The organism is Dickeya parazeae Ech586, assembly GCF_000025065.1.
GTDB lineage: Bacteria > Pseudomonadota > Gammaproteobacteria > Enterobacterales > Enterobacteriaceae > Dickeya > Dickeya zeae.
On record NC_013592.1, the window covers coordinates 4682022 to 4695885 of the forward strand.

A 13864-nucleotide genomic window follows, 5' to 3' on the forward strand; every position below is an offset into this window, starting at 1 on the left:
GGAAGATTAACCTGCCGTGCGGCAGACGGAAAACACATTGGCGGGCAGCACCACGCCGACATCACAAAGACGATTGCCGTCGGCATCAAACAGCAGCAGCGTGTCTGCCGACAGCGATACCCCGACGCGCATTCCCACGTCATACTGCGCTATCGAACCGGCTACCAACGCCTGCAAGGGGCCAAGCGGCGTGCGCAGGCGGTAGAGGATTTCCCGCCCCATCGGCTCAACGTGTTCGATATCCCCGGCCAACAGACCAGGTACTGCTGCCGTCAGCGTGACGTCTTCCGGCCGGATGCCGAGCGTCAAAGCACCCTGACAGGCCGATGACAGCCCCCAGCCAACCTCACCCACCGTCAACTGATGTCCACTGGCGTACCCCGGCAGCAGACAAATCGGCGGCGAGCCGATAAAGCTGGCGACAAAGGTATTGGCCGGCTGGCGATAGAGCTGTTGCGGGGTGCCAATTTGCTCCACCCGCCCCTGATTCATACAGATAATGCGGCTGGCAAGCGTCATCGCTTCCAGTTGGTCATGGGTGACCATCAATGTGGTGGCGCGCGAGCGTGCGTGAATCGCTTTCAACTCGGTACGCATCGTCATACGCAAGGTGGCATCAAGGTTGGATAGCGGTTCATCCAGTAATAGCAGCGATGGCCGTTTTACCAGCGCCCGTGCCAGCGCCACCCGCTGTTGCTGACCGCCGGACAGAGCCGACGGCTTGCGATCCAGCAATTCTGATACCTGCACCAGCGCGGCCGCCTCCCGCACCCGCTGGTCACGCCCGGCGCGCTCGTCGGGTTTAAAACGCAGCGGAAACGCAATGTTGTCGTACACATTCAGATGCGGGTAGAGCGCGTAAGACTGGAACACCACACCAACGTTACGATCGCGCGCATCGACGCCATTTACCCGCTGACCGTCGAACAGAATCTGCCCCTGTGTCGGCGCATACAACCCGGCCAGCAAGAATAAGGTGGTGGATTTACCACACCCCGACGGCCCGAGGATCGCCACAAACTCGCCGTCAGCCAGCGTCAGATTCACCGGGTACAACACCGGCGTATCGCCCCAGGCTTTGGTTACACCATCAAGCACAATCTCTGCCATCATTCAGCCTTTAATTCCGCCGACGCTCATCTGCGTCAGGTATTGTTGGGTTAACAGGTACAACGCCAGTACCGGCAGGATATAGACGACGCCAACGGCAGCAATAAGCCCGGAATCCGCGCCCATACTGTCTTGCGATGCCCAGAACAGGTACAGGCTCATGGTCATCCTGCTGCTGTCAATCAGCAGGGTGCGCACAAAAATGTACTCCTCCCAGCCGCGCAAAAAGGCAAAGGTGGCGATAGCGATGATGCCGCCGGTCACTTGTGGCAATACCACCAGCCGGAATGCCTGAAAACGACTGGCACCGTCGGTAATGGCGCTCATTTCGATGTCCCACGACACGCCGTCGAAAAAATTCTTCATCACGAAAATGGCGAACGGTAGCTCAAGGGCGCACATCACCAGCATCACACCCCACAGGCTGTTGAGCAGCCCCATCCAGTAGAGCTGAATAAAAATCGCCACCGTCAGCGCCATCACCGGAAAGGCGTGCAGCAATAACAAGGCTTTCAGCACCCCTTCGCGCCGTCGAAAGCCAAGCCGGGATAAGGCATAGGCGGCAGGTACCGCCAGTACAGTCACCAACACCGTATGGCCGGTCGCAAACAGCAGCGAATTGCCCAACGCCGTCCAGACAGACGGCAACGTACCGCTCTGTACACCGGTAGCCTGCACATCCGGGTTCCATAAAAAACGGTAGTTGTGGAATGTCAGTTCGGGAGCGACCCACAAGCCGCCCACCAGTAATGCCGCCAGACCAACCAGCCAGCGCAAACGACGGGCATGCTGTTCGGTACGCGCCCGCCAGGCGATCGCCAGCAACAAGGCGTATGCCAGCGCGGCAATCGTCAGTAATCGCCACAGCACCTGATACTCGCTGCCACCATCGCGGTGGGTAAACGAGATGGCCAACAGCCACAGGTACGGCGTCACAATCGGTATCGATACCAACGTCAGAAACAGCACCACGCTCGCCAGAAATCCCACCCGATTCCAGCGCGAACGCGCCGCCTGACGCGCCCAGTCAACCGTGTTCATCGTCGTCATCGCATCACCTCTATACGTGGCGGAGAAAACTGCGCACGCATGTTCATCATCCGCCACTGCAACAACGTCAGCAGCCCGCCGAAGACCATCAACCCCAGTGCCAGCATAGCGCCATAGCCATAAGCGCCGGACTCGAATGCCCGCCGGTAGATATAAAGTGCATAGGTGGTGGTGTCGTACACCGGGCCACCGCCGGTAATCAGCAGGATGTACTCGTAGGTCACCATCAGCGACAGCGCCTGATACAGCGCAATAAAGCACACCGGGCTTTTTAACGCTGGCAGCACCACATGACGAATCACCGACCATTCGCCAGCACCATCAACACGTGCGGCATGCCACAGGTGAGCCGGAATAGCGCGAATGGTGGAGGCAAGGATCACCATGGCAAAAGACGCACCCACCAGACCGTTAGCCACCACAATCAACACCATCGGATGGTCATTACGCAGGTTGAGTGGCGGCAACCCGAACACCCCCACCACCACCTGATTGATCAGGCTGTGGGGCGATGGGTCTGCCGCCCAAATCCACAACAGCGCGTACAACACCGAGGGGGAAATACGCGGCAAAAACCAGATACCGCGAAACAATGCCCCCAGCGCTGGCGGTACCGCCGTGGTGGCAATCGCCAGCACAATCCCCAGCCCCAGGTTGAACAACAGCAACGTACTGACCACATACACCAACGTGGTCAGCAAGATAGCGGGCAGGCGCTTGTCCGACACCAGCAACCGCATCAGGTTGTCGGTACCAAACGCGCTTATCTGCACGTTGCTGCCCATATCACTAAACGCAATCACCAGATTGAGCAGCATGGGCGCGACAAAAAACACCACCAGCACCGAGATAGCCGGGGCCAGCCAGCGCGCCGGATGTACCCCGGCCGTGCGGTTCGACAACGTCACAGACATACGCCACCTCGTTCATCAACGCGGATAACACCCGCGCCCACGACACCTGCCATCAATGCAGGCTATCGACGATTTCCACATCCTTGCCCAACTGGGTTTCCAGTTCGTCGGCAATAAAGTCCACCGCCTGCGCTGGCGTCATCCGTTTGGTTTCCACCGCCTGCAAGCCTTTAAACAGCACACGGTTATAGTCGCCAAACCGGGCATGATTCGGCACAAAGGTAATGTTTTTCATCATCTTGCCAGCTTCGCTCAGCGCCCAATTATCGGTGTACTGTGGCATGGCGGCCTGAGCGTGGCTGATAGCGGTGTGATAGGAGCTGATGTCGTGGCGATTGTTGTAGTAAGGCAGGCTGGCGATAGCCACCAACTGTGCCGCCAGATCCTTATACTGGCTCTTGTTGCTGACCACGTAAGCGATAGGGTGCGACAGGTTGGCGGGTTTACCGCCTTTCACCAACGCCGGGGCGGCTATCCAGCCAATCTTGTGGGTGTACCCTGCTTTATCGGCAGGCCACGCCGGGCCAAAGTTATCGTTCACCTGCCAGGCCATCGCCCAGATCCCCTGATGGAACAGGAAGGCTTTTTCCTGCTTGAACGCCGTCTGGATAGCGTCCCAGCTCATGGCGGTGTTATCAGTCGGCGTGACACCTGCTGCGACATTGCGGGCATACCAGCCGAGAGCCGCCTGGGTTTCTTTTTTCGCAAATAACAGTTTGCCAGTCTTCTCATCCATAAATCTGGCACCGCACGCGGCAAACACCATCAGGTAATCGATACCGACATTGGGGCGGTGCAACATGCCGATGGGCGCCACCTGACGGTCAACCACCTCTTTAGCCAGCGCCGTCAGGTCATCCAGCGTGAACTCACCGCTGTCGACACGGGCAGGCAGGCTATCGATAAACGTCTCGTCTTTGCCTATCTTGCGCAGCATGTCCTTGTTATAGAAAAACATGCGAATTTCAGCATCCTGCGGTATGCCGTACACCTTGCCCTGATACTTCATCGCCTCCCACAATACCGGCAGAATATCGGCGTACACCCACGGGTTCGCTTTGATTTGCGCCTCCATCGGCATGGCGTAACCATTGCGGGCAAACTCGCCAATCCACTCGTGCGGCAGCAGCACAATATCCGGCCCCTGATTCACACCAAAGGCTTTCAGCGTATCCAGCGCCAGATCATCCCAGCCCTGTACCGCGCTGGCATGGGTATCGATAACGATTTTGCGATCCACACCCGCATCGGCAAATTGCTGGTTGAGCACCGCCGCCGCCTCTTCAATATTGACGGTGCGCATCGGCGCGTTTCTGTCATTCAGGGTCCAGAGCTTGAGTTTGATAACATCCGCTACCGCCGTGTGGGCCATTAGCCCGCTCACCAGTAACGCCGTCAGAGATAACGAGACAAGTTTACGCACGGGTACCACCATCCTGTTATTGGGGTTGACGAATTAATTAAGTAGCTTAATTATATTGCAGACGTGTGAAGGAAACCGGACAGAACCGGGACAACGGTACCCATGGAAAAGCGAGAACTCACCACCACCCACCGCAAGCTGCTGGGGTTACTGCGCCGCTCGGGCAGCCTGTCACGCAGCGCATTGGCCGCCGCCAGCGGCCTGACGACCGCCGCCGTCAGTATGATGACCAGAGACATGTTCAACCTTGGCCTGCTGGAAGAAAGCGATCGGGCGCAAGGGCGGCGCGGCCCGCCGCAAATCAACCTGCGACCGGCGGCTCAGGCGGGCTATGTGCTGGGGGTGTACGCGGAATACGACCTGATTTGCCTGATCCTGATGGATTACGCCGGGCAATCCGTGGCACAAACCACCTTGCGTGGCGATTTCCGGATGGTGGCGTCAGTCGCGGACACACTGTCCAATGCGATTAATACCCAGCTTGATGCGCTACCACAGGCACGCGAGCGACTGCTGGCCGTCAGCCTGGCGCTGCCCGCCCGCTTTGACGGCGGTGCTATGCCGGTGTGGATCGCACCCGGTCTGGCGGCCTGGCGTGGGGTCGACATCGCCCGGCAATTGAGTGAGCGGCTGGGCTGCCCGGTGCTGGTGGAAAACGACGCCAACTGCGCCGCCATCGGTGAACTGCATTTTGGCTCCGCTGCCCCGGATGACAGTTTTTTTTACCTGTATATCGGTAAAGGGATTGGCGGTGCCCTGATCTTCAACGGTGAGCTCCACCGCGGCCGACTGGGTAACGCCGGTGAGATAGGCGCACTGCGCACGCGCGCGCAATCACGCCCGTCGTTTGACGATCTACAGGATTACCTGTTGGCGGCAGGCGAACCGCTGCCCGCCATAACTGCCGACGTCAACTGGCAGGCACTGGCAGCCTCACCCGCCGGAGTGCGCTGGGTTCAACGCGCGGCGGGCGAACTGTATCCGCTACTCTATGCCGTCACCGCGCTGCTCGACCCACCCAGCCTCTATCTGGGCGGCACTCTGCCCACCCCGTTCATGGCCGGTTTGCAAACCGCCGTCATGGCTCAGGTACCGGCACCAGACGATGACGCACCGCTCACGCTGCCGCCGGTACGCCTTTCCACATTACCCACACAAAATAGCGCCGCTTTCGGTGCTGCTGCGCTGGCATTGAGCCAGTACTGAAAACAACAAAGCCGCCCGAAGGCGGCCATTGTTGCGCATGATAACGATAAACCGGTTATCAGTTATAGAGTTCAGCCACACCGCGCAGTTGGTTATCACTGCCAGTAGCGGAGATGATGCGGAACGATTTGGCACCGACGGCACTCGCTTTTTCAGACAGGTTAGCCTGCAGACCATCCAGGGTATTGGCGCTGGCGCTGACGGTACCGATGGACTGGCTGGCTGAGTGCTGCACTTCTGTCGCGGCGAAGGTGCCGAAAGAAGCGGTAGTCAGAGCGATAACTGCAACAATATTTTTGATAGCGTTCATGGTCTATATCCTTCACGTTGAATTCGGTTAACTTTCTCGTTGAAAGCGTCTTCGCTTTCGATGGAAGTGATAATAGACCTGTTATCGCAGCGTTAAAATCGGGTTTATTTGCGCATAACTGTCAATTTTTTTGAATAAAATTCAGCGTTATCTGATCGCCATATCTTCCGCCAGACTTACTGCGGCGGGCACACCCACCGCATGTCGACGCACGGACTGCGCTTGCCGTTATCCGCTTTCGGATGTGACGGCACACAGCCGCCGCTCATCGTCGCCGACGTGTTCACCGTCCCATTGGACGGGTGCGCCAGCAGTGATTCCATCACGATCCGCCGGATTTCCGCTCGCTGCGCCTCGGTGAATTCATGGCTGCCATCAGCCGGATAAGGTGCGATAGCCAGCCCGTATAATGGCAGCAGCATGAGTATGCCGCCTGCCGCTAGTTTAGTGACGTTCATGGTGACGTCCTCCCCCATTGGGGGGTGCGCTATGGCAGACTCACTCCCCCTGAAATGAACCTGCCGCACAGCGTACCTGAGCTGTATCAAAGCCCATTATTTCGCCCCCGATACGACGTTCAGCCCGCCTTTGGTTGACGTCGCCCCACCCGGGGACACGTCATCAGATTACGAGCCAGACGGTAAATTTGTCGTAAAAGCCGTTTGTGTGGGTATAAAAATTCTGTATAGAGAACCCAAACACCTATCAATATGATTAAAAAAAGGAAAATCATAAAAATAGTATCTCAGCCACCACGCTGGCGGGCAAAACCCCGTCAATACGGGCATGATAAATAACAGGACAGGAAAAACGATGCAGACAGGAGACCACGATGACAGGTGATGCCTTGCACGGTAAAACGTTGCAGCAATGGTTCCACGACTTTCCACTACTGGCACCCCTGGTGAGTCGCCAGCCGGTATGCTGGTTTAACCCGGCCGCCGCATCCGTACATGAAGCCTTGCGTGATGTGCCGCTCACCCACGCCGATGTGACCGATGCCAGTCAGCGGTTACAGCGATTCGCCCCCTTTCTGCAACAAGCCTTTCCGGAACTGCAAGCCAGTGGCGGCATCATCGAGTCCGAGCTGGTGGCGGTGCCGACATTCGCGGCGGCGATCGCCCGACAGGCTGGTTTGGATACACCGCCAGCGGTGTTGCTGAAGCTGGACAGTCACTTACCGGTCGCGGGGTCCGTTAAAGCCCGCGGCGGTATTTACGAGGTACTGTTCCATGCGGAACAACTGGCGTTGCGTCACGGTTTGTTGCGCGAAAGCGATGATTATCGTCGCTTACTGGACGACGACTGCCAACGGTGTTTCCGCCGCCATAAAGTCGCTGTCGGCTCCACCGGCAATCTGGGTATGTCTATCGGCATCACCAGCGCCCGGCTGGGTTTTGACACCACCGTACATATGTCCGCCGACGCCCGGCAGTGGAAAAAAGACCGGTTACGCACACACGGTGTGCGAGTAGTGGAATACGATGGCGACTACGGTCAGGCGGTGGCGCAAGGTCGCCGGGAAGCCCAGTCCGACCCACTGTGCCACTTTATCGACGATGAAAACTCCACCTCGCTGTTTCTTGGCTACGCCGTAGCAGGCGAGCGACTAAAAGCACAGTTTGCCGCACAAGGCCGGGTGGTGGACATCGATCATCCGCTCTTCGTTTACCTGCCGTGCGGCGTCGGCGGTGCGCCCGGCGGCATCAGCTTTGGGTTAAAGCTGGCGTTTGGCGATCACGTACACTGTATTTTTGCCGAACCCACCGAATCACCCTGCATGCTGATGGGCGTTTACACCGGCCTGCTCGACAAGCTGGCGGTGCAGGATTTCGGCATCAGTAACCGTACCGCCGCCGACGGGCTGGCGGTCGGTCGTCCTTCCGGTTTTGTCGGCAAAGCCATGCAACGACTCATCGATGGTTACTACACGCTGACGGATGACGAGATGCTGGCATTGCTACATACCATGCACGACACGCAACAGATTCTGCTGGAGCCGTCGGCACTGGCAGGCGCGCCGGGCTTTCTGCGTCTGTTGCAGGAAAATCAGGGCTACCGCCAGCGTGCCCCGCTCACACCACTGCGTTGTCAGCAAGGCACGCATGTTATCTGGGCCACCGGCGGCGGCATGGTGCCGGAAGACGAAATGGCGCACTACCTGCAAGCGGGTGCCGCCTGTCGCCAGTCGACAACGCCGTAAATAAGCACAAAGGACACACTGCTCATGCCTCTTATCGATTTTACACCGGCAGATTACCCACGGCTGATTCGCTGGATAGACAGCGCTGAGCTGAATCTGTTGTGGGGTGGCCCCAGCTACTCGTTTCCGCTTACGGCCACACAAATTGCCGAGCATCTGGTACATCCCCAGTTTGCACCATACCTGTTCGAACATCAGGGCGATATGGTGGGGTTTGTCGAGCTCAATCAGGTGGAACCGGGTCATAGCCGCCTGTGTCGGGTGTTTATCGACCCGGCCTACCGTGGGCGAGGGCTGGCACAAGAGATGTTGCGGGCGACTATCCACCGCGCAGCGCAGCACTATCAGGCCCACACGGTGTCGCTATCAGTGTTTAGCCATAATCACAGTGCGCTGCGCTGTTATCAGTCACTCGGCTTTCACGCCACGGCCACCACCCCATTTGGCAATCAGGGACTGGCATTGACCACGATGCGCCTGACGCTGTGATGCCATGGTTTTCGACACATCTCGGTTTTTTCTTTCGTTACCGTGACCTACCCGAAAGTGGCAGCGATATTTTTCCTGCAATAATTTCGTTTACAGATTGAAAGAAAATCCTTGTTTATTAGATAGAAAAATAGGTTTCCCGCTGCCGCCGTCATGTCACTCTGGTGGCGACTAAAAGACAGGTACCTGAGGACTCATTATGGTATTCACACGCAAGATCATCGCCGGGCTGCTGCTCTCGGCACTTCCCTGGATGGGGGCACAGGCAGACACCCCGTCGTCAGGCTGGACGCTGGAAAAAGTGGTGGAAGTCAGTCGCCACGGTGTCCGCCCGCCGACGAAAGGCAATGTTAAAACCATTCAGGAAGGCACCGATCGCCAGTGGCCGACCTGGTTGACGCAGTACGGCGAGCTGACCGGTCACGGCTACGCGGCAGCAGTGTTAAAAGGGCACTACGAGGGGCAGTACCTCCGTCAGCATGGGTTACTGAGTCAGGCTTGTCCGGCTCCCGGCGACGTGTTCGTCTGGGCCAGTCCGCTACAACGCACGCGAGAAACTGCAATGGCGCTGATGGATGGCGTGTTCCCCGGCTGTGGTGTGGCGGTACAAGGCCCTGAGGATGAAGACAACGACCCGCTGTTTCATGCCGAGGCGGCGGGCGTGAAGCTCGATCAGCAGCAGGTGAAAGCCGACCTGCAAAACGCGATGCAGGACAAAAGCGCCGCGCAAATTCAGGCGCAATGGCAACCGGCTATCGATCGTCTGAAACAGGCAGTCTGCCTGCCGGATAAACCCTGCCCGGCGTTCAGTACGCCCTGGGAAGTGAAAGAGAGTAAAAAAGGGAATATTTCTCTGCACGGCCCTGAGGCGCTGGCTAACATCGCGGAGACTATCCGGCTGTCCTACAGCAACAATAATCCGCTCAGCGAGGTGGCCTTCGGTCATGCTAAAACCGCCGCAGAGGTGGCAGCGCTGATGCCACTTCTGACCGCCAATTACGATTTCACCAACGATCTGCCCTACATGGCACGCCGCGGTGCGTCGGTACTGATGAACCAGATAGCGCTGGCGCTAAACACCGAGCATCAGGCTGATGTCCCACCAGATGTCAAATGGCTACTGTATGTGGCGCATGACACCAACATCGCCAAACTGCGTACGATGCTGGGCTTTACCTGGCAGATGGGCGACTATCCGCGCGGCAATATCCCGCCCGCAGGTAGCCTTATCTTCGAACGCTGGCGCAATCAGCAGTCTGGTCAGCGGCTGGTGCGTATCTATTTCCAGGCACAATCGCTGGATCAGATTCGTGGGCTAGCGGCGCTGGATGACAGCCACCCGCCGTTACGCAGCGAGTTCTCGATGGCCGACTGCCAGAAAACCGACGTCGGCACCCTGTGTCCATATGACGCGGTGATGAAGCGCCTTAACGACGCGGTGGACCGTACCGCGCTGCTGCCAGTGCGCTATACGCCGTAAGAGCACGCCACACGTCGAGTTGCCGTACCGGTATCGAGTTGTCGTACCGGTAAATTGTCGTACCTGTATGGCCATCACGGGCGGGTCCCGCCCGTGATTAACGACGACTGGCCGCTGCCAGCGCCAGCAACGCCACCCCGCCAGCAAACACCGTCACCGGTAACCACCCGCCTGCCTGCCAGGCCGCCATCGCCCCGCTGGACCCCAGCGCCCCGCCAAGGAACATACCGCCCATAAACAAGGTATTGATACGACCGCGCGCAGCAGGCTGAAGCCCATAAATCACATGTTGATGAGCAATCAACGCGCTCTGTACCCCAAGGTCCAGCAGCACCACGCCGATAATCAGGCCCGCCACCGTTCCCCACACACCGATAACGCCCCATGCCAGCAACGTCAGCAACGCCCCCAGCAGAATCACCGGCCGACTGCCAATACGGTCCGCCAGCCGTCCTGCCACGGGTGCCGCCGTAATACCCGCCACACCGATGACGCCAAACAAACCTGCCGCTGCCGCACCGAGCGGATGGCTGCCGCTAGCAAGATACAGCGCCAGAATGCTCCAGAACGCGCTAAACGATGCGAACAGCGCGCCCTGAATCCAGGTTGCACGACGCAACATCGGCTCTGCGCGCCACAACGTCAGCAGCGAACGCATCAACGAACGCCAGGACAACACGGATGATGACGACAACACGGGTAACATACGCCCCATCAGCACCGCACCGGCCAACGCCAGCGGTACACTTAGCCAGAACATAGCGCGCCAGCCAGCGGCATCCGCCACTAACCCGGCCAGCGTCCGGCTAAGCAAAATACCGCTCAATAATCCGCTCATCACCGTACCGACCACAGCGCCGCGCTGGCCTTCACCCGCTATCGTCGCGGCAACCGGCACAATCTGCTGAGCGACCGTCGCCCCCACACCAATCAATACCGACGCGGCCAGCAACACCGGTGCCGATGGTGCCAGCGCCGCCAGCACTGAGGCCAATGCCAGCAGGAGAAATTGCCAGACGATCAGCCGCCGACGCTCAAATTTATCCCCCAGTGGTACCAGCATCAGCAATCCCAACGCGTAACCCAGTTGGGTGGCGGTGGGGATCATGGATGTCGCACTGCTGCCAGGAAAACTGGCGGTGATAAGGCCAAGCATCGGCTGGTTGTAATAAATATTGGCGACTGCTGCGCCACTGGCGGCGGCCATCGCAAAAATCAGCGGCTTACCCGTTCTTACGGTGTCATCGCTGTACGATAATGTGCTCATGGTTATCTCCGTGGTTGCCTGTCTGACGGTCATTTTCCCCTCAGGCCGCAAGCACCATCACGCGGTACGACAGAAGGGACAGGCTCAGAATAGGGAAAGCGACTTCACCGCAGAAGATAGCTATTTGCCATAATATTTATTCCAGAATGGAATAGATGGAAGGACACTCAGGCAGGCGTGGATAAATGGCGGGCCACAAACCCGGTAAATGCCTGGGCACGAACTGAGGTTAACCGACCGCCGGGGTAAACCGCCCACACATCCCTCACACCGATATGCCAGTCGGTCAGCGCGGTGACCACCGTACCGTTCGCCAGCTCTGGCGCAAACATCCACGCCGAGGCTACCGTCAGCCCATTGCCCGCCAGCACCGCTTCCCGCACGCCTTCCGCCGCCGTAGTACGGATACGCCCAGACAGCGTCACCCTATGCTGCCTGTCCCCCTTCTGAAAGCAAACACTACCCGGCGCTTCATCTTGCAGGTAGATAACCGCATCATGGTGTTCCAGCGCGTCGGGTGATGTTGGTGTGCCGTGAGCCGCGAAATACGCCGGTGTAGCCAGCAACCGCATCGGTGCCGATCCTATCTTTCGAGCAGTCAATCCGGAGTCTTTCAGGTCACCGACTCGCAACGCTACGTCAATACCTTCGGCAATCAAATCCACCGGACGATCATCCAGAATGATGTCGGCCTTCAGGTTGGGATGTTGCGACAGAAACGTATGCAGATGAGGCAGGACATGCAACCGGGCGAAAGTCACCGGTGCCGACACCCGCAAATAGCCGCTCAGTTCACCGTTGCCGCCTCGCACCGCATCCTGCGCCTCCTGCAATTGCCGCAGTGCCGGAGCGACCTGACGATAAAACTGCTGTCCGGCTTCCGTGGGTGTCAGGCCACGGGTGGAGCGCAGCAACAATTTGACGGCCAGTTGCTGCTCAAGCTGCATAATAGCTTTGGAGATGGCTGGCTGACCGATGCCCAGACGGCTCGCCGCCGCAGAAAAAGACCCGCACTCGTACACACAGACAAAGGTTTCCAGCGTTACCAGACGATCCATTTTCTCCTCCGGTCATTCACTACCCCGGCACACTCGCAGTACTCGTGCGCTACAGTACTAGTCTGTCACAGTACTACTCCGCCAAAGTACTACTCCACTACGGCACTACTCCGCCACTTCCTGATTCGCTGTTCTGTCGGCGTAGCGCGTCGTCATCGTCGGCAAGGCGTTAGCCGCCAGAAACAGCAATCCCAGTAACACCAGAATCACGATGAGCCCATCACGACCGTACCACTGCATCAGCGAACCGCTCACCAATGGCCCGCTAAAACTGCCAACGCCCCACAACACACCGAACAACGCGTTGATCGCCACCAAATCGACGCCATTGAACAACTTACCCGCCCGCACCAGCGACAAGGTATAAATACTGCCCGCTACCGCACCCAGCACAAAAACATTCGCCCACACCCAGCCAGTGCCGTAGCTAAACGGCAAACCCGCTAACATCAGCACGAACATCCCGCCACAGGCCAGGTGTACCCGTACCGTACCCAACTTGTCGGATATCCAGCCCAATGGCACTTGCAATAAGGCATCGCCGATAAACAGCACGGTGACCAGCAGCACGGCCAGAGACTCCTCGTAACCGTGCGCCATGCCGTACAGTGGCAACATTGACAGTACCGCGCCGTCAAAAAAAGCGAAGGCGAACACCGCCATCGCCAGCGCAGGGGCGGACAGTAACAAAGAAAACAGGTTATGTTGCCGATGCGCGCTCAGCACCAGCCGGGAAAATGACGCACCGGGCACCATCAGCAGGCATACGCCATGCAGCGCCAGAATCAGCAACAACCCAGTCGGGTCATCCAGCCCTGTCAGAGAGATCAGCAACGGCCCCAGCAGTTGCAGGCCGGTAAACGCGGTGGCGTACAACCCGACCAGCACCCCACGGCGATGCTCGGCGGTATGGCCACTGACCCAGGATTCGCCAATGACGATAATCAGGCCGCAGCAAAACCCCATCATAAAACGGGGAACCGCCAGCAGCGCGACATTATCGAGATAAAACGACAACGTCAGGCTTATCCCCATTCCCCACGTCGACAACGCCAGCAACCGGCCAACCGGCAGGCGCATAGCCACCGGTGCAGCTACCCACGAAGAGACAAACACGCCTATCGCCGGTAGTGCGGACATCATGCCGGTTAGTGCAGAACCGTATCCCAGCGCCGTGAGTTTCAACGTCACCAGCGGGATGGAATACCCCTGAACCAGCCCCACCAACGAGGCGCTGGTCATCACCACCAGAATCGCCAGTTGATGCGCACGGCGCGATGTCGACATGCTTTTTCTCCGTTGTGTCATTTTTGTCATTGCGTATCGGGCGCTCAGTATAGCGGATGTCAGTCTT

The 13864-nt window shown here is 58.3% G+C and carries 13 protein-coding genes; 4 read left to right on the forward strand and 9 right to left on the reverse strand.

Annotation, left to right across the window (positions count from 1 at the left end):
- Window positions 1–6: 6 nt before the first annotated feature.
- From DD586_RS20425 to DD586_RS20440, 4 genes are read right to left on the reverse strand one after another with little or no spacing between them, the layout of a single operon-like run.
- The gene (locus tag DD586_RS20425; protein ID WP_012886690.1) at window positions 7–1110 is read right to left on the reverse strand and encodes an ABC transporter ATP-binding protein; all 1104 of its coding nucleotides are present in this window, start codon (window positions 1108–1110) and stop codon (window positions 7–9) included.
- A gap of 3 nt (window positions 1111–1113) precedes the next feature.
- Window positions 1114–2160, reverse strand: a complete 1047-nt coding sequence (locus DD586_RS20430; RefSeq protein WP_012886691.1) for a carbohydrate ABC transporter permease — start codon at window positions 2158–2160, stop codon at window positions 1114–1116.
- Window positions 2157–3074: a carbohydrate ABC transporter permease gene (locus DD586_RS20435; RefSeq protein ID WP_012886692.1), complete on the reverse strand. Its 918-nt coding sequence runs from the start codon at window positions 3072–3074 to the stop codon at window positions 2157–2159. Before DD586_RS20435 ends, DD586_RS20430 begins: the two co-directional genes overlap by 4 nt.
- Window positions 3075–3126: 52 nt before the next feature.
- The gene (locus tag DD586_RS20440; RefSeq protein WP_012886693.1) at window positions 3127–4497 is read right to left on the reverse strand and encodes an ABC transporter substrate-binding protein; all 1371 of its coding nucleotides are present in this window, start codon (window positions 4495–4497) and stop codon (window positions 3127–3129) included.
- 102 nt (window positions 4498–4599) lie between these two features.
- Here DD586_RS20440 and DD586_RS20445 point away from each other — a divergent pair, with 102 nt between their 5' ends.
- Window positions 4600–5703 (forward strand): ROK family transcriptional regulator, encoded by a 1104-nt coding sequence (locus tag DD586_RS20445; protein ID WP_012886694.1) that lies wholly within the window; start codon window positions 4600–4602, stop codon window positions 5701–5703.
- A gap of 58 nt (window positions 5704–5761) precedes the next feature.
- On the opposite strand, the gene DD586_RS20450 is transcribed toward DD586_RS20445, so the two are convergent.
- Together DD586_RS20450 and DD586_RS20455 are read right to left on the reverse strand one after the other, a co-directional pair.
- Window positions 5762–6013, reverse strand: coding sequence for a YdgH/BhsA/McbA family protein (locus DD586_RS20450; protein ID WP_012886695.1), 252 nt, complete (start codon window positions 6011–6013; stop codon window positions 5762–5764).
- A 176-nt stretch (window positions 6014–6189) separates the two neighbouring features.
- Window positions 6190–6471, reverse strand: coding sequence for a hypothetical protein (locus DD586_RS20455; protein WP_012886696.1), 282 nt, complete (start codon window positions 6469–6471; stop codon window positions 6190–6192).
- 374 nt (window positions 6472–6845) lie between these two features.
- Here DD586_RS20455 and DD586_RS20460 point away from each other — a divergent pair, with 374 nt between their 5' ends.
- From DD586_RS20460 to DD586_RS20470, 3 genes are all read left to right on the forward strand, one after another.
- Window positions 6846–8216 carry a D-serine ammonia-lyase gene (locus DD586_RS20460; protein WP_012886697.1) on the forward strand — a complete coding sequence of 457 codons (1371 nt, stop codon included), beginning with the start codon at window positions 6846–6848 and terminating at the stop codon, window positions 8214–8216.
- A 24-nt stretch (window positions 8217–8240) separates the two neighbouring features.
- Complete coding sequence (locus DD586_RS20465) at window positions 8241–8705, forward strand: GNAT family N-acetyltransferase (protein WP_012886698.1); 465 nt, start codon at window positions 8241–8243, stop codon at window positions 8703–8705.
- A 199-nt stretch (window positions 8706–8904) separates the two neighbouring features.
- Window positions 8905–10185, forward strand: coding sequence for a histidine-type phosphatase (locus DD586_RS20470; protein ID WP_012886699.1), 1281 nt, complete (start codon window positions 8905–8907; stop codon window positions 10183–10185).
- A gap of 97 nt (window positions 10186–10282) precedes the next feature.
- Here the strand turns inward: DD586_RS20470 and DD586_RS20475 are convergent, their stop codons facing one another.
- The 3 genes from DD586_RS20475 to DD586_RS20485 form a co-directional block, all read right to left on the reverse strand.
- Window positions 10283–11452, reverse strand: a complete 1170-nt coding sequence (locus DD586_RS20475) for an MFS transporter (RefSeq protein ID WP_041164690.1) — start codon at window positions 11450–11452, stop codon at window positions 10283–10285.
- Window positions 11453–11619: 167 nt separating this feature from the next.
- Window positions 11620–12510, reverse strand: a complete 891-nt coding sequence (locus DD586_RS20480; protein WP_012886701.1) for a LysR family transcriptional regulator — start codon at window positions 12508–12510, stop codon at window positions 11620–11622.
- Window positions 12511–12615: 105 nt separating this feature from the next.
- Window positions 12616–13797: an MFS transporter gene (locus DD586_RS20485; protein WP_012886702.1), complete on the reverse strand. Its 1182-nt coding sequence runs from the start codon at window positions 13795–13797 to the stop codon at window positions 12616–12618.
- Window positions 13798–13864 lie beyond the last annotated feature (67 nt).